The 20,373-nt window shown below is 52.6% G+C and carries 19 protein-coding genes; 10 read left to right on the forward strand and 9 right to left on the reverse strand.

Annotated features, from left to right (window positions below; all coding sequences use genetic code 11):
* Nucleotides 1-15: 15 nt before the first annotated feature.
* The 4 genes from ACR9YC_RS01720 to ACR9YC_RS01735 all read left to right on the forward strand — a co-directional run bounded on the left by ACR9YC_RS01720 (nt 16) and on the right by ACR9YC_RS01735 (nt 2,221).
* Nucleotides 16-555, forward strand: coding sequence for a MarR family winged helix-turn-helix transcriptional regulator (locus ACR9YC_RS01720; RefSeq protein ID WP_438729086.1), 540 nt, complete (start codon nt 16-18; stop codon nt 553-555).
* 93 nt (nt 556-648) lie between these two features.
* A complete protein-coding gene (locus ACR9YC_RS01725) occupies nt 649-807 on the forward strand; it encodes a ferritin-like domain-containing protein (protein ID WP_438729088.1) in 159 nt (52 codons plus the stop codon).
* A 69-nt stretch (nt 808-876) separates the two neighbouring features.
* Nucleotides 877-1,029 carry a hypothetical protein gene (locus ACR9YC_RS01730; RefSeq protein WP_438729090.1) on the forward strand — a complete coding sequence of 51 codons (153 nt, stop codon included), beginning with the start codon at nt 877-879 and terminating at the stop codon, nt 1,027-1,029.
* A gap of 160 nt (nt 1,030-1,189) precedes the next feature.
* A complete protein-coding gene (locus ACR9YC_RS01735) occupies nt 1,190-2,221 on the forward strand; it encodes an aspartyl protease family protein (RefSeq protein WP_438729092.1) in 1,032 nt (343 codons plus the stop codon).
* Nucleotides 2,222-2,253: 32 nt separating this feature from the next.
* Here the strand turns inward: ACR9YC_RS01735 and ACR9YC_RS01740 are convergent, their stop codons facing one another.
* On the reverse strand, nt 2,254-2,946 hold the full coding sequence (locus ACR9YC_RS01740) for a glutathione S-transferase (RefSeq protein WP_438729094.1): 693 nt from the start codon (nt 2,944-2,946) through the stop codon (nt 2,254-2,256).
* An 11-nt stretch (nt 2,947-2,957) separates the two neighbouring features.
* Entirely contained in the window at nt 2,958-3,917 is a 960-nt protein-coding gene (gene trhO / locus ACR9YC_RS01745) for an oxygen-dependent tRNA uridine(34) hydroxylase TrhO (protein WP_438729096.1), read from the reverse strand.
* A gap of 51 nt (nt 3,918-3,968) precedes the next feature.
* Between trhO and pdeM the strand changes: the two genes are divergently transcribed.
* The 3 genes from pdeM to ACR9YC_RS01760 all read left to right on the forward strand — a co-directional run bounded on the left by pdeM (nt 3,969) and on the right by ACR9YC_RS01760 (nt 7,626).
* On the forward strand, nt 3,969-4,772 hold the full coding sequence (gene pdeM, locus ACR9YC_RS01750; RefSeq protein ID WP_438729098.1) for a ligase-associated DNA damage response endonuclease PdeM: 804 nt from the start codon (nt 3,969-3,971) through the stop codon (nt 4,770-4,772).
* Entirely contained in the window at nt 4,765-6,018 is a 1,254-nt protein-coding gene (locus tag ACR9YC_RS01755) for a molybdopterin molybdotransferase MoeA (protein ID WP_438729100.1), read from the forward strand. Before pdeM ends, ACR9YC_RS01755 begins: the two co-directional genes overlap by 8 nt.
* Nucleotides 6,019-6,141: 123 nt before the next feature.
* Nucleotides 6,142-7,626: a S41 family peptidase gene (locus ACR9YC_RS01760; protein WP_438729102.1), complete on the forward strand. Its 1,485-nt coding sequence runs from the start codon at nt 6,142-6,144 to the stop codon at nt 7,624-7,626.
* 58 nt (nt 7,627-7,684) lie between these two features.
* Here the strand turns inward: ACR9YC_RS01760 and ACR9YC_RS01765 are convergent, their stop codons facing one another.
* Together ACR9YC_RS01765 and ACR9YC_RS01770 are read right to left on the reverse strand one after the other, a co-directional pair.
* The gene (locus tag ACR9YC_RS01765) at nt 7,685-8,056 is read right to left on the reverse strand and encodes a thermonuclease family protein (protein WP_438729104.1); all 372 of its coding nucleotides are present in this window, start codon (nt 8,054-8,056) and stop codon (nt 7,685-7,687) included.
* Nucleotides 8,057-8,189: 133 nt separating this feature from the next.
* The gene (locus tag ACR9YC_RS01770; protein ID WP_438729106.1) at nt 8,190-9,932 is read right to left on the reverse strand and encodes an acyl-CoA dehydrogenase; all 1,743 of its coding nucleotides are present in this window, start codon (nt 9,930-9,932) and stop codon (nt 8,190-8,192) included.
* A gap of 113 nt (nt 9,933-10,045) precedes the next feature.
* On the opposite strand from ACR9YC_RS01770, the gene ACR9YC_RS01775 reads away from it, so the two are divergent.
* Together ACR9YC_RS01775 and aqpZ are read left to right on the forward strand one after the other, a co-directional pair.
* On the forward strand, nt 10,046-11,014 hold the full coding sequence (locus ACR9YC_RS01775) for an L-threonylcarbamoyladenylate synthase (protein ID WP_438729108.1): 969 nt from the start codon (nt 10,046-10,048) through the stop codon (nt 11,012-11,014).
* Nucleotides 11,015-11,344: 330 nt separating this feature from the next.
* The gene (gene aqpZ, locus ACR9YC_RS01780) at nt 11,345-12,064 is read left to right on the forward strand and encodes an aquaporin Z (RefSeq protein WP_438729110.1); all 720 of its coding nucleotides are present in this window, start codon (nt 11,345-11,347) and stop codon (nt 12,062-12,064) included.
* A gap of 55 nt (nt 12,065-12,119) precedes the next feature.
* Here aqpZ and ACR9YC_RS01785 read toward each other — a convergent pair whose 3' ends face one another.
* The 5 genes from ACR9YC_RS01785 to ACR9YC_RS01805 form a co-directional block, all read right to left on the reverse strand.
* Complete coding sequence (locus ACR9YC_RS01785; protein WP_438729112.1) at nt 12,120-12,434, reverse strand: hypothetical protein; 315 nt, start codon at nt 12,432-12,434, stop codon at nt 12,120-12,122.
* 97 nt (nt 12,435-12,531) lie between these two features.
* Nucleotides 12,532-13,398, reverse strand: a complete 867-nt coding sequence (gene galU, locus ACR9YC_RS01790) for a UTP--glucose-1-phosphate uridylyltransferase GalU (protein ID WP_438729114.1) — start codon at nt 13,396-13,398, stop codon at nt 12,532-12,534.
* A gap of 88 nt (nt 13,399-13,486) precedes the next feature.
* Nucleotides 13,487-14,020 carry a peptide-methionine (S)-S-oxide reductase MsrA gene (gene msrA, locus ACR9YC_RS01795; RefSeq protein ID WP_438729116.1) on the reverse strand — a complete coding sequence of 178 codons (534 nt, stop codon included), beginning with the start codon at nt 14,018-14,020 and terminating at the stop codon, nt 13,487-13,489.
* 128 nt (nt 14,021-14,148) lie between these two features.
* A complete protein-coding gene (locus ACR9YC_RS01800; protein WP_438729118.1) occupies nt 14,149-17,241 on the reverse strand; it encodes an efflux RND transporter permease subunit in 3,093 nt (1,030 codons plus the stop codon).
* A 62-nt stretch (nt 17,242-17,303) separates the two neighbouring features.
* On the reverse strand, nt 17,304-18,512 hold the full coding sequence (locus tag ACR9YC_RS01805; RefSeq protein WP_438729120.1) for an efflux RND transporter periplasmic adaptor subunit: 1,209 nt from the start codon (nt 18,510-18,512) through the stop codon (nt 17,304-17,306).
* A gap of 163 nt (nt 18,513-18,675) precedes the next feature.
* Here ACR9YC_RS01805 and ACR9YC_RS01810 point away from each other — a divergent pair, with 163 nt between their 5' ends.
* Nucleotides 18,676-20,358, forward strand: coding sequence for a hypothetical protein (locus ACR9YC_RS01810; protein WP_438729122.1), 1,683 nt, complete (start codon nt 18,676-18,678; stop codon nt 20,356-20,358).
* Nucleotides 20,359-20,373: the final 15 nt, after the last annotated feature.

Here is a 20,373-nt window from a genome sequence, read left to right on the forward strand (position 1 = left end):
GTTGCGAATATATTTATGACTGACTTGCAAAACCATATTGATGCTCAAATCGAAAAGGTGACGAGCAAAGACCCGGATCAAGACGTTGAGGCGCAGGATGTCCTTTTCGTCTTACGACAGATTATCCACGCGACGGACAAGCAATCGCGCAATATGGTGGGCAAAATCGGCATAACTGGCCCGCAATATGCACTTTTGAGCGCTATTCGTGATTTGGGTGAAGTGACAACGCGTCAACTTTCAAACCATGTCAGCCTTACACAAGCGACAGTGACCACGATTTTGGCTCGGCTACAGGCCCGAGGATTGATCGAGCGTTATCGTAGCGAGAAGGACCGCAGGATTGTCCATTCACGGCTGAGTGGCGATAGTGAGGCTCTTCTAAAACGGGCACCAAGCCTTATGCAGACGCAATTTAGTGAACGATTTGCCGCGCTTTCTAAAGCGCAACAGCAACAGATTTTCAACAGCTTTGCCGATGTGGCAAAGATGATGGGAGCAGAAGAAGAGGAGCCATCCTTCTTACTGATTACTCCCGAAGAACTGAAAAACTGACCAAAGCCCTGTCATCCACCTATATGCTCTATCGCAAGACGCAGGCATTGCATTGACGCACAGGACTTTCCGGCAACCGGCGAAATGCTAACAATGCTGGCCGATGACAACCAACGCGTCGCCTCATTGTTACGTGATGCCGTAGGAACTGCAGAACAGGCCAATGACGTATTTACTGCCGATATGTTGACAGCACGCATTGGTGCCCATGAGGAAGCAGCATGGATGTTGACTGCAACAGCAGCAAACTAGTCTGACGCACGAAAACGAGCGCGCCGAGGCGCAGCAAACTACTCACAATCAGACAATTAAGGACCAAATATGGTAACGCAAACAACAACAATGCAAGATAAACCAACCGATGATGCCCGCCAGGGTTATATTACCCGGCAGATGCGCCCGATATTATACATATCAATCGCGCTTACCATATCCGGTCTGGCACTGGTGGCACTGTTCTCAGATGTTATCTAAGTCCTGATGATTGTAGCAAACTGGCCAGCCGCCCTTTGGGGCCGCTGGTCTTTTTTGCGTTTTGGCGCGGGATATATTCACACGACCATCAATATTGTTCCGCAGCAGCAAATATTGCCAATTTACATCTGCTCTGGTAATGATGTTGCCGGAGATAATAATGAAAAAATCCACTCAATTCGTCTTATTGCTGGCTGCGGCATCTTTGCTGCCTAGCGCAGCCACTGCAAACGATGCCAAGGACGCAGCAGTTACAAGCTCAGAGGCTTCTAATATAGCGGTCCCACCGTCTGATGGCACTATCATTGCCGAGGTGACGGACGAGACACAGGCCGCAAAAGGCGCAGACATTGTCGAGGTGATTGTTGATCCAGTGTACCGCATGACGGTGCCGGTTAATATTGATGGTGCAGGGCCCTATAATTTTCTGATTGACACAGGTTCGGAGCGGACGGTCATTTCCTCTTCTCTGGCCGGCCAGCTTGACCTGGAATTTGTGGAGCGGGCTTTGATCCAAAGCGTTGCTGGCAATAAAGTGGTGGATACGGCCTATATTCCTGATCTCTCACTTGGCCGACAAAGCTATGGCGGATTGATTGCGCCATTGCTTAAAGCGGAAGATATTGGCGCAGAGGGTATTGTCGGGCTGGACGGGCTGCAGGGCCAGCGTATTTTGTTCGATTTTCGCGTCAACCAGATTGCGATTGAGGATGTCGCGACATCGTCCAATAAGGGCTATGAAATTGTCGTGACCGGGCGGCGGCGCTCTGGCCAGCTGATCCTGACCAATGCCACAATATCGGGCATTCCTGTCACGGTGGTGATTGATACCGGCGCACAGACCAGCATTGGCAACCGCGCGCTGCAACGCAAATTGCGCAGCCGCCGCGCCAAGGGGCTGGGCGACCCGACTGAGCTGACCGCGGTGACTGGCCAGACGATCAACGCTGATTTGGGCATCGCATCCGATTTTCAAGTCGGCCGCGCCCGCTTCTCACAAATCGGCATAGCCTTTGCGGATTCGCCAACCTTCAAATCCCTGGGCCTGGACAGAAAGCCAGCGCTTTTTCTGGGCATGAGCGCGCTGCGCAAATTTGACCGTGTGGCGATAGATTTCAAGGCACGCCGCGTCTTGTTCGACCTACCCAGCCACGCCCCGCGCATAGCAGCAGAACACCGCATAGCATTTTAAACATGCCCCTTGGGCGCTGAAAATAAAGCGCTCTATTTCATGGCTTTGGGGAAAGTAATGGGGGTATCATTGTCTTGCCATGGCTGTTCTTTTTGCATGGCGGCGGTGAATAATGGGCTGTTTACATGCGTTGATAGCCAGCCATGTACATGCGGCAGGGGCAGGGCGTCGAACCAAGCCCGATCATGATTGGCAAATTGGCGGATGAACGGGAAGATGGCGATATCGGCAAAGCTGCGGCCTGCGCCGAACAACTGGCTCTGCTCTGGCGGCAGATTATGGCTGGCCAGCTGTCTCTGTAATGTTTCCAGAAACGCCAGACCCGCCGCGCGGTGGGTCAGCGGGTCAACACCTGCGCCCGCATTTTCATGCGCATAGCGGGTGTGATATTTATAACGGTCCAAATCGTGCTTAAACGGCCCATCGCACTGAGCGATCAGCTCTGCTGTGGCGGCTGAATGCTCATTATTTTGCCAGTTTTCAGGATCATGCTGCGCCAATGCCCAGCGCATAATGGTCAGGCTTTCCTCCAGCACTTGCCCATCATGCAGCACCAGCACCGGCACGGTGGCTTTGGCGCTGGCGGCGATCATCGCTGCGGGTTTGTTCGGTAGCTTAACCTCTCGCAATATCACGCTTTGCCCGCTGATGATCAGCGCCATACGCGCGCGCATGGCATAGGGGCAGCGGCGGAAAGAATATAATATGGGGCGGTTATCGGCCATCGCTGTTGGGCTTATTCACTGACGGCCAGATGCGCCTCACCGCGTTCTGCGGCCAGCGCAATCTGCTTTTGCCGCTCACGATAACGCTGTTTCTGCGCTTCGCTGCGGACATCGGCACAATGTGGGCATTGCTCCCCTTCGACATAATCCTGATGGTTCAGCTCCTCCGGCGCCAACGGCATGCGGCAGGCGCGGCACAATGTATAATCGCCGGGCTTGAGACCGGGGCCAACACTCACTCGCTCATCAAATACAAAACATTCGCCGCTAAATTTGCTCTCAGCAGTCGGCACATGCTCAAGATATTTTAATATGCCGCCTTTCAGATGCACAACATCGTCAAAACCCTGAGCGCGGACATAGGCGGTCGCCTTTTCGCAGCGAATGCCCCCAGTGCAGAACATGGCGATGCGCTTGGGTGCCTCTTCGCCCTGCGCGCGCAGCTTTGCGGAAAAATCGTCAAACCATGCGGGAAATTCGCGAAAGCTGGTGGTGTCAGGGTCCACTGCGCCGTCAAAGCTGCCAATCGCCACTTCATAGCTGTTGCGGGTGTCGATCACCACTGTGTCGGGGTCGGCCAGCGCTGCGTTCCACTCATCCGGGGCGAGATATTCGCCCTTATCATGCGCGGCATCAACGCCTTCCACGCCCATGGACACAATCTCGCGTTTCAGCCGCACTTTCATGCGCAAAAAGGGCGCATCTTTGGCGATAGAATATTTGGCCTCTGTTTCAGCAAAACCTTGCCAATCGCGGATATGCTCCAGCACATGATGCAGATCGGGCAGAGCGCCGGCAATGGTGCCGTTTACGCCTTCCTCGGCCAGCAATATCGTGCCCTTAACCTGACGGGCAATACACAGATCGAGCAATGCCTCACGCACAGCGTCACGATCGGCAAGCGGTGCAAAATGATAAAGCGCCATGACATGATATGCGTCATCAACGGGGTAAGATTGGGCGGTTGTCATAATGAAGCGCTCTATAAATAGCTGCGACACAAAATGCCAGTGCCATGCTTTATGATGCCGCAGCGTTCTGCAAGGGGTTTTGGCCGCAATATCAGTAAAAATTCTATCCTAGCGATTGCCAAAGAGCGAAAATTGCCGCAAAGCATTGTCATGGTTCCCCTTTCGTTCGCCTCCCTTAATTTCCTTGCATTGGCTGACCATGCGCTGTTCTGGCCGGAGCAAAATGCGCTGTTGGTGGCCGATTTGCATCTGGAGAAGGCGAGCTGGTATGCCGGGCATGGCCAGATGCTGCCGCCTTATGACAGCCGCGGTAATTTGGAGCGTTTGGCGATGTTGATCGCGCAGCATGATGTGCGCAACGTCTATTGCCTTGGCGATAATTATCACGACAGTCATGGCGAAAAGCGGCTGGAGCCAGAGGCGGCAAAGATATTATGCGGGCTAACCGCACAAACACGTTGGGTCTGGATTACCGGCAATCATGATCGTGCACTGTCGGCCTTGCATGGCGGGCATGTTGTGGCGTCGGACCGGCTTGGCCCAGTGTTGCTGTGCCATGAACCGGAAGCGGCGGACACTAGGTCGCAAATTTGCGGGCACTTCCACCCCAAACTCAGAATGCAATTGCGCCGCAGATCGGTTGCAAGACGGTGTTATACGATGAGTGATAAGCTGCTCATCATGCCCTCATTCGGCAATTTAACAGGTGGTCTGGACGTAGAGCATGAAGCCATTGCCGATGCGCATGGCGGTGCACCCTATCGCGCCCTTTTGCCGGTTAAGGACCGGCTTGCGGCCTTTGATGTTTCTCATTCCCATAGATCAGACAAGCAGGCAGAGACACTTCATGGCTGAAACCGCGAACAATATGGCAATGGCAGCGAAGATAATGGTTAGCCTGAAAGAAGCGCGCACGATGATTATTGATGCGGTGCCTATCGCTTCTGCACAAAGCCGGACGCTGGTTGCATGCAATGATCTGGTGATTGCTGAAGATATTATCGCTGCGCATAATCAGCCATGGGCGGCGCTGTCAGCAATGGATGGTTATGCGGTCAGGCTGGATGATTGTAAGCCACATGCGGTCTTGCCGATCATTGGTGAATCGCGTGCTGGTGCGCCATTTTTTGGCACATTGGAAGCGGAACAAGCCATAGCGATTTCTACTGGGGCAGCAGTGCCATCAGGGGCTGATCATATCATCATGGTTGAGCATAGTGAGCGGCATGGCGATGCAATGCGCGTCATAAAGCCGCAGTCACCCAATGGCTTTATAAGGCAAAAAGGGCAGGATTTTTCTGTTGGAGATGCCTTGATCCAAAAAGGGGAATTGCTTTCTCCGGCCCATATCGCCTTGGCGGCAGCTGCGGGAAAAGCGGAATGTATGATTGTTCCGCCGCCCAAAGTTGCGATCATTACCAATGGTGATGAATTGCTGGACCCCGGCGCAGAACCGCAGCACGGCTATCTATATGACAGCAATGGGTTAGCTTTGACCGCGCAGTGCAACCAATGGGGCGCTGATGCCCATTGGCTTGGCCGTGCGGGGGATGATCCGGATGCTGTCTCTGCCCTTATGGAATCGGCGTTGCAATATGACATCATCATCATTGCCGGTGGCGCCTCTGTGGGCCAACATGACCATGTCAGATCCAGTTTTGCGGCTTTGGACGGCGTGTTACATTTCAGCAAAATTGCTCTTCGCCCAGGAAAGCCTGCATGGTTTGGCATATTATCGGGCAAACCCGTTATTGGTTTGCCTGGCAATCCTGCATCCGCCTTTGTCACGGCCGAACTGCTTGTCCGCCCAGCCGTTGAAAAACACATGGCCCGCGCGCCGCAAGCAGCATTGTCGCTAGAGACTATGCGGCTGGATGGTAGCCTGTCCGCCAATGGCGGCCGCGAGGCGTTTTTGCGTGGATATGCTGCTATTATGGATGGTAAGACTTTGGTCACACCGGCTGCTGATCAGGATAGCAGTCTGCTTCGGCCTTTGGCGGCAGCCAATGTTCTGATCCACCGTGATGTGGATGCTGATGCGGTCAAGCATGGCGATCCTGTCAAATCTTGTATTTTGCGACCCATTGGAACGCAGGCGTAATTGTCAGACACTTTGCGTTCATTCTGCTATACATATTGTATTGGAGTGAGCAGGGCCTGTTGGGGAACAGGTGCTGAGATGAGAATATATCTGTCCATACAGGTATAGATGGTGGGAGCAGTTATGACTTTACGATGGGGTCTTGTGGCGTTGCTGGCGGCATTGGTGTCTGCATGTGGCGGAGGTGATAACGGCGGCAGCACGAGCTTCACAGCGCCGCCTCCTACGACAGCTGGAGCACCGGGTACCGCGCCTCCGCCCACGACAACAAGCGGGACATGTTCATTGCGCGCCCGCCAAGATTGGGTCGCTGAGCAGCTCAATGAGTTTTATCTCTTCCCCGATTTGTTGGCACAGAATGTTAACCCTGATAATTTTTCAACCGTGCAGGAATTTATTGATGCTCTGGTTGCGCCCGCACGGGCGGCAGGGCGCGACAAGTTTTTCACCTTCATTACTTCTATTGAAGCTGAGAATGCCTTTTTCGCCTCTGGTGAAACCGCTGGTATTGGTGTGCGCTTTGCATTTGATAATGCGGCATCGCGCGTGTTCGTAATCGATGCTTTTGAAGGCGCACCGGCTTTAGCCGCTGGCCTCGACCGTGGCACTGAATTGCTGGCCATAGGGACGAATAGCAGCAATTTGGTCAGCGTGGCCAATATCGTAGCGTCGCAGGGCAGTGCGGGTGTTAGTGCTGCGCTTGGGCCGTCGACTGCGGGCACAGCACGGGTTTTACAGTTCCGTACCGCCGCTGGCACAGAAATAACAACAACTGTGACCAAGACTAATTTTGAGATTCCGCCTATTTCCACACGCTTTGGCGTTCGTGTTTTTGATGATGGTGGTAAGCGCGTTGGCTATATCAATTTGCGGACATTCATTGGTTCGGCAGATACCGCATTGCGCGATGCCTTTGCGCAATTACGCGCGGAAGGCGTAAGTGAAATTATATTGGACCTGCGCTATAATGGCGGTGGGCTGGTGCGCATTGCAGAGCTTTTTGGCGATCTTTTGGGTGATGACCGTTTTGCCTCAGATATCTTTTCTCTGACGACATTTCGGGCATCCTTATCGCAATTTAATGACCAACGTAATTTTGATGCTCAACCTCAGTCTATCGCGCCAACAAAAATTGCAGTGATTGGAACGTCTAGCACGGCCTCTGCCAGTGAACTGGTGACCAATGCATTCCTGCCCTATCTGGGTGCAGATATTGGTTTGATCGGCAGTAATACATCAGGGAAACCGGTTGGACAGATTGCCGTGGATATGGAGGAATGTGACGACCGTTTACGGGTTGTTGCGTTCACCACTTTGAACGCAGACCGTGAAGCAGAATATTTTGATGGGCTGGCCGGAGTGATGGAAGCAACTTGCCGTGCGCCAGATGATATTTTGTTGCCATTGGGTGATGTCCGTGAAGGCTCAATTGCCCAGTCACTCAGCTTTTTGCGCGGGGAAAGCTGTATCCCAATTGCCGGAGCAGTTGCTGGTGGAGACGGCAATGTTAGCGGACAATCGGGCTTGGGCGTCACATTGCCAACGCGCCAACTCTTAATGCCATCTGCACCTACACCAGCGCAGCGGGAAATACCCGGAACGTTTTAACGTCTCAAATTGCTAACAATATATATGAGATTCATGGCGTTGAAGCGCGGGCGCAAGCCTAACCAGCAAAGGATGCAAGTGCCTTGTTCAGCGATTCGCCGCGATGATTCCAGCATTGCGCTAAGTCCATGCCGTAGCGATCAACAGATACTTTGGTACAGCGCACATCGCCGCTACCAATTAATTGCGCCAGACGTTTGATACGTTCTGATTCTTCAGCAAAATTGCGGCCTGGTGCAGGAATGTCTGCCAAGCGGATCATATGCCGGTGATTATCCAGTAATAGGGTGTCGCTGCTGTAAAATTTGGCGATGGTACCACGCATTTCTGATGCATTATCGGCACCATCATTGTCTGCAATATTGGCCAGCATTACGCCGGACGCCATAAGACCCAAGCCAGTAATCGTTGAAAACATAAGACTGCGCATTGCGTAAACCCCCGATTGACCAAGAATCGTCGGTATATAATGAGCGAAACCCTTCACGGCGCAAAGCCATGATAGAGACATTTTGCATCAATTTACTCTTATGTGGAAAGTGCAATACCTGTCTTGATGATAGTTAGGCCGTTGCCAATTGCTCTGCATCCAGCGCGTAGAGTAGCTTTGCGCCGCCCATGGCCGCTGCTTTTTGCCCCAATGCTTCGGGCACCATATGGTCCAGATAATAGCGTGTTGTGACCATACGCTGTGCATAAAAGCCGGTATCGCCTTCACCAGCCGCATGGCGTTCGCTGGCAACACGATTTTGCCGTGCCATCAACCAGCCGCATGTTGCGACCGACATCATAGTCATATAGGCATAGCTTCCTGCGAGCCGATCATCCACACCATGGCCCAGCATATATTCGGTCACTTCCTGACATGCAGCCAATAGCGCCGCCAATGCCGGTTCGTCGCCAGCGTCCGCCTGCATCATGTCCAGAAATTCGCGCATCGCATCACCGCCGCGCAGACCCAGTTTCCGGCCCACCAAATCGGCCGCTTGAATGCCGTTTGTGCCTTCATAGATCGGCATGATCCGTGCATCGCGATAATGCTGCGCTGCGCCGGTTTCCTCGATAAAGCCCATGCCGCCATGGATTTGCAGGCCCATAGAGGCAATGTCGATACCCAGATCAGTGCCATAGCCTTTGGCCAAGGGGGTCAATATGTCGGCTCGTTCGCCAGCGCCGGGTACTTCCAGTGTATCACGGTCAACTTGACCCGCTGCATAATAGAGCAAGGCGCGTATCGCCTGTGTTCCGGCTTTCATGCGCAATATCATGCGGCGCACATCCGGGTGCTCAATAATCGCGACCGGATCGCGGCTATCACCACCAGCACGCGCCGATTGCACGCGGTCCATCGCATAATGCACGGCCTGCTGTGTTGCGCGTTCGGCAATTTCCACGCCCTGCAGCCCAACGTTCAGGCGCGCATTGTTCATCATGGTGAACATAGCGCGGATGCCGCCAAATTCGGGGCCGATTAATGTGCCTAGGCATTCACTGTCTTCGCCAAATTGCAACACGCATGTGGGGGAGGCATGAATGCCCAGCTTATGCTCTATCGAAACGGTTTGAATGTCCTGCTCTGCTCCAACAGAGCCATCATCATTTAACCGGTATTTGGGCACCAGAAAGAGCGATATGCCCTTCGTTCCTGCTGGCGCATCGGGTGTACGTGCCAAGACCAGATGGATGATATTGCCCGCCATATCATGGTCGCCAAAGGTGATATAAATCTTCTGGCCCTTAATCTGATATTGGCCATCGCCCACAGGTGTCGCGGTGGTGCGCAATGCGCCAACATCGCTGCCTGCTTGCGGTTCGGTCAGGTTCATGGTGCCTGTCCATTCGCCGGTTATTAGTTTTGGCAGATAGGTCGCTTTCTGCTCTTTACTGCCATGATGCTCCAGCGCCTCTATCGCGCCGACGGAGAGCATGGGACATAATGTAAAGGCCATATTGGCCGCACCAAGAGAATCCAGTGCAACGGTGGCTAGCGAGAAAGGCAAGCCCTGCCCGCCATGGTCCGGCGTAGCGCAAAGGCTGTTCCATCCGGCCTCAACATAGGCTTGATAAGCCTGTTTAAACCCTTCGGGCATAACAACACGGCCATCGACCACTTTCGCGCCAATGGTATCACCCACACGGTTTAACGGTGCAAATTCGCCTTCCGCAAATTGGCCTATACCTTCAACAATCGCCTGCACCAGATCGTCACTGGCTTCAGAAAAACGCTCATGCTGCGCGAGTTCGGCAATATTGGTCGCGGTTTCCAGAGCAAAAAGCTGGTCTTTGACGGGTGCTGTGAAGTCCATTGCTATTCTATCCCATAATCTGGCCGTTTGTCTGGCCTCAAATATGTTTTGCCGCTGTCCAGCGAGATGACCACTGGCGTTGCAAAATTTCTTTTCTCACATATGTGAGACTAATGACGATGAACAAAGACGGTTTCAAGACGCAAATTAAGGCTTGTGATACGCACAGCCTTGCCGAAGCGGTTGCTTACCTGCACGCTGGCAGGGCTGTCGCATTGCCTACGGAAACTGTTTACGGTCTTGCTGCTGACGCTACATCATCGTCTGCCGTAGCGGAAATTTACCGCGCAAAGAACCGGCCAAGTTTCAACCCGCTCATCGTCCATGTGGCGGATCAGTCCGCCGCAGCAGGCATAGGATATTTTTCACAAAAAGCGGAAAAATTGGCGCAACATTTCTGGCCAGGCCCTTTGTCTATGGTCGTGCCACTTACGGATCAAGGCAAGGCGGCCATGAGTCCTGCTGTTACCGCTGGCTTGGAGACCATTGCTCTGCGCTGTCCTGCGCATCCTGTCATGCGTGCTGTTTTGGAGCAATCGGCTCTGCCTCTGGCGGCACCATCTGCCAATATGTCAGGAGCAATAAGCCCGACCGAGGCGCAGCATGTCGCGGATAGTCTTGGCGGCAGGGTCGCGCTGGTGCTTGATGGCGGAGCATGCCAGCAAGGCTTGGAGTCGACCATCATTTCGGTTGATGACGATGGATGGCGTATATTGCGGCCTGGTCCAATAACGCGGGAAGAAATTTCCGCTTTGTTAGGGGATGAAGAAAAGCCCGACCCCAATGCTGATCCAGACACTGTTATATCACCTGGCCAGCTTGCCAGTCATTATGCTCCGAGCAAAACCCTGCGCTGTAATGCCCTGGACCCACAGGCTGATGAATGGCTGATTGGCTTTGGCGAAATAGAAGGGGATGATAATCTATCGCCAACCAGTGATTTGGCCGAAGCGGCGGCAAATCTTTATGCGGCATTGCACCGCGCCGATGCATCATCGAAAGCGCGAATCGCTATCGTCCCCATTCCGCTGACAGGCATTGGTATTGCCATAAATGACCGCCTGAAACGCGCAGCACATTAGCTTTTGCGTGTATTTCTATGCACTATTTTACAAAATAGAGTATTGAGAAACACCTGTTTACATTTCAAATTTGCGTGTTGTGCTAATAAGATGATACCCAGTTCGGATCTATCATGTTCAATAATATGGTGGTTGAGATAGTCGCTTTGGTGGCTCTGGTCCCTGCATATAGGGTCGCAAACCTCGTTTGTGTCAGGCCGAACGGAATGGGAAACAGGGGGCGGGGACTGTGCAACTCCCTCAGCGCAGTCCCCGACTTTGCAATGGCCTGAGGCCAAATATGCAAAGCAACAGTCGGGCGCATCGACGCCATTGGGTAAAGGATCTTATATGAATATTTTGCAGCGCGCTTCAGCAGAGGCACTTGGTACATTTTGGCTTGTCTTTGGCGGATGCGGCAGTGCCGTTCTGTCTGCGGCATTTCCTGATGTGGGTATTGGTCTATTGGGCGTCTCTCTGGCATTTGGTCTGACCGTGCTGACCATGGCCTATAGCATAGGTCATATCTCAGGATGCCATTTGAACCCTGCCGTAACAATCGGTCTCGCCGCAGGCGGACGTTTTGCAGCAAAAGATATTCCCGCCTATATCATTGCACAGCTTGTAGGAGCAGTACTTGCCGCTGCTGCGCTTTATATCATAGCATCTGGTGCGGGTGACGTATCGGGCTTGGCTTCCAACGGCTTTGGTGAGCATTCACCAGGCGGATTTTCAATGATGGCTGGCTTATTGGCCGAAATTCTGCTGACGGCATTTTTCCTTATCATCATTTTGGGCGCAACTGATGGACGGGCACCTGCCGGATTTGCACCGATTGCAATCGGTCTGGGCCTGACATTGATTCACTTGATCTCCATTCCGGTGACCAACACCTCCGTAAATCCAGCGCGCAGCACCGGTCCAGCGTTGATTGAGGGCGGTATTGCTTTGCAACAACTATGGTTGTTCTGGGTTGCCCCGATTGCGGGCGCTGTATTGGGTGCGGTTATCTATCGCTTCATTGGCAAAGACCCTGCTAGCCAGCCCGATATCGCAGGTGATGCTGCATAAGCGGGTTTGCAAAATCCTATGCAAAAAGGCCAGCCTGAGGGTTGGCCTTTTTCATTTAATAGGGTTCGCTTAACAGACGTTCCATTTCATCATCTATCGCGGCGACTTCGGTGCAGGCCTTACGCTTGCCTTTTTCACATTTTTTGGTGAATTTCTCTTTGCGGCGGGCCAATTGCCCCAAACGCTCCTCGCGTTGGCGGATTGCGCGGCCGCGTTTCTCATCGGCTTCTGACTGGCTGGTGGTCGCTAGGTCAACGCCTTTGCTAACCACTTTTACAGGTGCCGTGATGATGTCAGCCGCAGTGCGCGCAATGCACCCGCTCAGGGTCAGACTCGCCAAAGCCGCTATCCATAATGTCTTACCCGCCATTCGCAGCTCCTATTGCTGAACATAGCATAGCATAATCGGCGTGATATGTCGCCGATGTGAATGATCTTGCTATTATGGGCCCTGTTAGGGCAGCTTATTATTGCCCGAGCAGGCTTTTGGCGATTTCCCGCACGTCATCGGCCATGTCTGGACGTTCAAGCGCAAGTGCGAGATTGGCCTCAATATACCCGACTTTTGAGCCGCAATCATAGCGAGCACCATCAAAAGTCACGGCGTGAAATGGCTGGTTACCAATCATTTGCGCCATGGCGTCGGTCAACTGAATTTCGCCGCCAGCGCCGGTTTCCTGTTTGTCGAGCACCTGCATTACCTCTGGTTGCAAAATATAACGGCCAGAGACAATCAGGTTGGAAGGTGCATCCTCGACCTTAGGTTTTTCGACCAAGCCTTTAATCTCTGTCAAATTGCCATTGGCTGCGCCTGGTGCAATCACACCATAAGCGAATACTTTTTCGCGCGGTACTTCCAATACGCTGACCATATTGCCGCCTTCCTTGCTATAAGCGTCAACCATCTGTTTCATGCAGCCGGGTGAGCCGTGCATAAATTCATCGGGAAGGAAAACGGCAAAGGGCTCATCACCAATCAGATCACGCGCGCACCAAATGGCATGACCCAGCCCTAGAGGTTCTTGCTGACGAACATAAGCGCATCGACCAGGCCCCAAACGTGTAGAGGCAAGCACATCAAGCGATTTGCCACGTGCGCTCATTGTGGTTTCCAGTTCGAATGCAATATCGAAATGATCTTCAATGGCGCTCTTACCGCGGCCAGTGACAAAGATCATTTGCTCGATACCCGCTTCAATCGCCTCATCAACCGCATATTGGATCAGCGGCCGATCAACGACGGGAAACATTTCTTTCGGTATGGCTTTGGTGGCAGGCAAAAAACGGGTGCCCATTCCGGCCACGGGGAATACTGCTTTACGAACTGGCTTCATATTTGCGCCTTTTCTATCGTCTAGAATATCTATTGCTTATCGCATTAAGGCTTAACGGCCAGTCAACATCAAGCTTAAACCACTGTGATTATGATTTTACCCGGTTGGCAAAACTTTTGCGCAGCTTTTGGAGTTTGGGCGGAATGGTAGCGATGCAATAAGGGTTAGAGCGGCCTGTGGTTTCCCAATAGTCCTGATGATAGCCCTCTGCAGGATACCATTTTGTGGGCTTTTCAGTCGTTGTGACAATCGGATCAGGCCATAATTCACTAGCGCGTTCTATAGCAGGCGCAATGGCTGCTTCTTGGTTGTCATTAAGCGGGAAAACGGCGGAGCGATATTGCGTGCCGATGTCATTACCCTGTCTGTTAAGCTGGGTAGGGTCGTGGGTCGCAAAAAAGATATCGAGCACATCTTCATAAGTGACCTGAGTGCTGTCAAAAGTGACCTTTATCGCTTCGGCATGACCAGTGCGGCCAGTACATATTTGGCGATAGGTCGGGTTTTCCGTTTCCCCGCCAATATAGCCGCTTTCAACAGCCGTTACGCCGATAACATCATTAAAAATTGCTTCAGTGCACCAGAAACAGCCACCAGCCAAAATTGCTTGTTCTTCACTCATCGGGAAATCCTTTCACGTCGCGGCTATGCTGCGGCTTTTGTCATAAATAGGATCACCGACGCTGATGCTCAAGGTGCATGGCGGCAATGATAGCGCGATAGCCACAACATTCGGTTGAGAATGTGGCCTTAGCCGGCTTCGGGCAATGCAGAATTTGCAGCTGCTTTTTGCTGCAATGCTTTTTCTTGGGCATCACCGCGCACGATCAGCAGATACATGACTGGTGTGATGATACGTGACAATATGGTGGAGGAAATAAGTCCGCCAATAATGACCCAAGCCAAGGGCCCATAAAGAGAACCACCAGCAATGGCGAGCGGTGATAGGCCGCCAACAGCTGTAACAGAGGTTAGCAGAACCGGCAGAAAACGAACCTCGCCAGCACGCTCGATCGCTTCGCGCAGCTCCATGCCCTGATCGCGCAATTGGGTGGTGAAATCGACCAGCAGGATCGAGTTTTTGATTTCAATACCGATCAGAGCGACAAAACCGATAATGGCCATATAAGAGAGGGAATTGCCGGTTAGAAGCAAGGCCAACAGACCGCCAAATGTGCCAAGCGGTATGACCCCTGCGACAACAAGAGTTTCGCGGAAGCGACCAAATTCAGCGACCAGAACCGCAAAAATCCCGAATAAGGCGATCAATATGATGACACCAAATCCATCAAAGGTCGCGCCGATAGCCTCGGCTTCCCCACCAACGGATATACGATATCCTTCGGGTAGCTCGATCTTGTTGATCTCTGCCAAAGCGGCGCGGTTGACCTCTGCTGGCAATGCGCCGGGAGCAGCATTAGCAGTCACCGTAACATTACGTTCCTGCTGGAAACGGGCAATTTGCGGCGGGACAGTCTCAAGCGCGGGATTGGTGATCTGTGACAAGGCTACCGGGTTACCGCCGCGAGTGGCGAGATAGATATCGTCAAGCGCGGATACGGGCTGATTATTATTGAGCGGCAGCCGCACCGTTACTGGATAGCCATCACCCTCACTATCGCGATAAATGGCGGCTTGTTCACCCGACAAAGCTAAGCGCAGCGTTCGCCGCGGTTCGCCAACGGGAATGTCGAGCAAGGCAGCCTGACCATCATCAATGCCGATATTCAGGTCGATGCGATCGGTACTGACTGGGTTGATAACATCGCGTGCACCTTTGGTATTGCGCAAAATACCCTCAATTTTTCCGGCATATTCTCGCAAGATATCCAGATCTTCACCGATTATGCGAATGGCAATAGGGGCCGCAATTGGCGCGCCATTCTGAAAGAGGTCAACGCTGATGCGTGCACCAGGAATGTTATCAAACTTGTCTCTGATGCGTTGGATCATAGCAGGACTGGTACGCGGATCCCACTCATCCAGCACCGCAAGTGTTTCGCCATAATTGGTGCGCTGACGATTGGAGAAGACATTGTAAAAGACTTGCGGATTGTCCGCACCGATATTTTCTGCGCGATATTCTATGCTGGGTTCGCTCGCCAAAATAGCATCTACTTCCCGCATAACGCGGTCGGTGCGGTCAAGGCTACTGCCTTGCTCTGTTTCCGTACGAACAAGAAAATAGCTGGTGTCCGCATAGGGGAAGAGTGAAAAGCCGATAGTGGGTACAAGCGCGAAGGCTGAAAGGCAAACGATCATTGCTCCCCAAAAGGTTCTTTTCGGTGCATCCAGTGCGCGGTGCAATATCGGATTATATAAACGCTCAATCTGGCGGTTGAGCCAGCGCAAAATCGCATTGCCGTCCGGGCCTTCTTCACGCGATAAGATGCGGCTGGCCAGAAATGGAATGATGGTGAGCGAGATGATCAGCGATGCCGCGACAGTGAAAATAATCGACAATATGAATGAGCGGGTGAACTGACCGGCGCCTTCCGGCAAAAACAGCAAAGGCGCGAAAGCAAAGATCAATACACCGGTGGAGCCCAATACGGCTGGCGTAATTTCGCGCGTTGCCTCTTCTGCTGCGGTTCGGCGGTTTTTCCCCATGCGTAAATGCCGGGCGATATTTTCTGTCACAACAATGGAGTCGTCTACCAATAAGCCCAAAGCGACAATGAAGCCAGCAATGGTCAATTGACTGAGATTAAAGCCAGCCAGATCAATGGCGAGCAAGCCCGATGCCAAAGATAGAGGTATTGAAATCATCACAATGACAGAAGCGCGCCAGCCCAATGGCAACAGAGTGAAGATCACTAATGTTACCGCAATGGTGAAGTCTCTGGCCAGTTCTGCAAGCCGCTTTTCAATATCGCGCGACTGGTCAAAGGCCTGTTCCAACTTCATATCAGGCGGCAGCAATGCGCGTTGCTTGTCCAGCTCTTTGATGACTTCGGCTTTCAGCCTGATGACGTCGATACCGTCCTTTTGGGTAATGGTGATAAAGGCCGCGCGCTTGCCGTTCAGCCTTGCGCGATACAGATGCTCGCTGGCTCCCCAATCAACATCTGCAACATCATCGACCGTCAATATCGTGCTATCGCCCGCTCTAACCGGCAATGATCGTATTGTTTCCAAATCACGAAAGGCACCACCTGCCTCGACGTTAAAACGGCGTTCCCCGCTTTGCACTGCGCCGGGCGGCAATTCTGCGCCGCCAACCTGTAAAGCATTGGCGATAGTATTTGCACCAACGCGCAATTCCGACAATTTGCCAGGATCAAGCGCGACCTGAACCTCTGGCGTGGCAAGGCCGCGTATCTCGACATTGCGCACACCGGGGTTTCGCACCACGGCATCGCGAATATCTTCGGCATATTTTTCCATACGCCGCCAGCTGGCACTCTCACTGGTCAGAGCGAGCTGCAAAACTGCGGATTCTGTGGTGCGCACTTTGTTATAATTTAACTGTGCCAGTCCTTCGGGCAGCTGGTCGCGAATGGCGCTGACTTCGCGCACGACCTCATCAAAATACTCATCAGCATCACCGCCCCAATTAAACTCTGCGCGGACCACAGCCTGCCCGTCAAAGCTGGTTGATGCGATCTCTTCAATATCATCAAGACCTTGCAAAACCTCCTCAATCGGTTTGGCGACAGTCTCTTCCATGTCGGCGGCATCTGCGCCCGGTTGACCAGCGACGATAATGACAACCGGAATAGGGAAATGCGGATCAACAGAACGCGAAATGCTGGTCAGTGATGCTAGGCCAAGCGCTGCCAGCAGCATGAAAAGCACTAGCGATAATTGCCAGTTGCGAATGGTAAATGCTGCGGGGCTCATGCTGGTCGCTCAATCATGGGTTACAAAAGTGCGAAGATAATATTGTGCATGACAGCGGTCCGTCATTGCGCTTCACCTTTGCGTTTTTGCTGTTTCTTGGCCCGTTCCCCCAGAGTTTCGGTATTTTGTGACGAACGATCGCCCTTTGTAGATGTTCCCGCTGTTGCCAGTTCACGAGGGGCCACGACATCGCCGGGGCGAATTTCTTCATGGCCTGTCACAACGATCTGCTCTCCGCGCTTCAGCCCGGATAATATGGTGATACGATCATCCAGCAATTCGCCCAACCTTACCGAACGAACAGCAACTTTGTTGTCATCGGGATTGATAACATAGACCAGAGCTTCCCCAGTGCGGATATCAAACACTGCAGGAGCAGGAATGCTGAGCACTGGATCAACATTGTCCGGCGCAATGGCTATGCGTGCTTCGCCAATTTGTCCGGAGCGCAATTTGGCATTGTTGGGCAATGCAAAGCTGAGCGCGAATGTGCCTGTTCCCGGGTCTGCGCGGCCATCAATATCACGAATTTGTGCCGTAATCGGCACATTGTCCAACGCGCCGATAAATATCTCCGCCGTCATACCGACGGAAAGTTGGGCCACTTCACGGTCAGTTGCAGGTGTTTTCAAGACCAGCCCGCCGCTCGCTTCTCCGATAACCAAAACGGGTGAACCAGCTTGCAAGACTTGTCCTGGTTCTGCGTCACGCGACAGAACTATGCCGCTTGATGGCGCGTAAATCCGCGACGTCTGGGTGGCGAACTCTCTTGCGCTAACTTGCGCTGCGGCGGATTTCTGGGCCGCCTGTGCTTGATCCAACTGCCCGCGTGTGACCCAGCCTTGCGCGAACAATGTTTCTAATCGCGCCATCTCCGCAGAAGCTCGGGTTAATTCTGCTTGTGCTGCCGCCAGATCAGCATCAACCGAAGTTGTATCGAGAGCCGCCATTAATGCGCCTTTGGCAATCTTGTCACCGGAATCATAGCGTATTGATGCAATCTTGCCTGTTGTGGTGAAGGCCAAGGGCGTTTCGAGCAGATAGCGCACCGTGCCGGTCAGCTTTAATATCTGGCTATCGGTTACTTGCCCAACGCGCGTCGCGGTGACTGCGGCAGGGGGTTTTTCTGCCGTTGCAGCATCTTCTTTATCCGCCTCCAGCGCATCACCGCCGGAGCATGACGCCAAAAACAGCGCAGCACAGGCCAAAATGGCAATGCGCGGACTATATCCTGATGCTGAATATTTATATGATAAGAAAGATGACAACACGCGTTTAAAAATATCCTCTCTTGTTCATGTGTACCAAGCGCATATTTCGTATTTTTGCAACTATAACAAGCATAAGAAAAAGAATGCAGTTGGTCTAAGGCAACTTTTCGCACTCTATAACGATATGCTATTTAGAGGGAAATTCGCAGTTGGGACTTAAAATATGCAGTTAATAAGGGCTGGCCTATCGGCATTAATGCTGGCGTTTTGCGTTGCTGCCTGCGGGGGCGCTGAACCAAAATCTTTGCAAGAAAGCAATGCGTCCAGCCCTGAACCGCAGGCCGACATTGCTAATGCTCAACAGCCTGTTCAACTCGATATATTGACCACCACCGGCCCATGGCCAGTAGCTTCACGCCTGATCGGCTATAATGGGCGGCTATGGTTCGCCAATTCTGTTAAAGGTATCAACCATAATGCTGCGGATATTTGGAGCATAGATATCGCCTCTGGCGCAAAGCGCTATGAGCGCTCATTGTTCAGTCAGGATGCGGGTCTACCATTGGTTTATGATGGGTTGCTATATTGGCCATTAGAGGACGCGCTGCTGGCCTTTGGTGATGGAATTATCAGCGTAACCGATGGTGAGGACTGGGCGCGTATGACAATCCCCGGATCGCCCATTTATCATAGTTATGAGGCTCTGGATTGGAAAGGCGATTTGCTGACGCTAGCGGCTGCAGGCGATACTGCGCTCCATCGCAAAATAGCTGGTCAAAATGATTGGCAGCAAATTGTTCGTCATACAGCTCCGCGAGGGAAAATTGCGCGTTTAAAGGAACTGACCAAATTTAATGGCGCTGTCTATGCCGTGCTGCGCGATGGCAAGAAACGGCGTCTGGCAAGATGGTCCGGCATTGATGGTGAACAGTTTGAAGATGTGTTGCCATGGCCGCGCTATAAATATCTCAACGGCCTGACGGTGCATAAAGACGCGCTGTTCGCTCTGGTCGGTCGCGGCGCAGCACGGGAGATATGGCGGCATGACGGCCAAACCAGCTATCGCGTTGGCCCAACTGCAAGATTTGCCGATCTGGCCAGCGATGGCGAAAATTTATGGGCTGTCACTTTTGAAGGCGATTTGCTGTCCAGCACCAATGGTGATGTGTGGGAGCGGCATGAAAAGCTCATCGGAGGACGCCCTAATGCCCTGACAATAGTTGATGGCGGTTTGTTCGCATCTGGCACTGGCAGTGATGATAAAGGCATTATCTGGTGGCAGAAGGGGCACCGGCTAAAAACTGCCGATCCAGCGGCCTCACAAGGGGAAAGCAAACTGTCCCGTCTCGACATCCGCCCAAAGACAAGCACGTCTGTTGATTGGCAGAAAAAGGGCGCGGAAATTGACGCCTTATTAGCTGACCCTGATGTTTTTGGCGATAATGGTGGTGAACTACTGGGTGATCGTGTCGTTGAAGCGATTGCAAGTGGCGCACCGCGAGGCTTTTTTGCACAGCGTCTGCAAAGCAAAATAGCGGTAGCCAGCTTTTCAGGCTTTGGCGGTGACAGCAATATCAATTCGGTCGATGTCTCGCAGCTGATATTGCTATGGGCGATGGCGCAATCGCAACATGCCGACGTGCCGCCTGCCTTATTGCTCAAACCATGGCGATCAAAGCAGAACAGTTATGAAAAATATCTGGAACCAGCAATGGCTGCGATCCATGCCGTCGCCATGGCAAAACAGGGTGACAAAGCCACTATTGATGCATTGCTAAAAAGGTTGGAGTTTAAGGACGACCCTGACTGGCTGCATAGTCAGGTCATTGGCGCTTTAACCGCCGCTACGGGGCAGCATTTTGGCTATGATGTTGATGCATGGCGCGAATGGAATGATGCGCGGTAAAGAGCTTATTTCAGC

Source organism: Parasphingorhabdus sp. DH2-15, from assembly GCF_051668705.1.
Lineage (GTDB): Bacteria > Pseudomonadota > Alphaproteobacteria > Sphingomonadales > Sphingomonadaceae > Alterisphingorhabdus.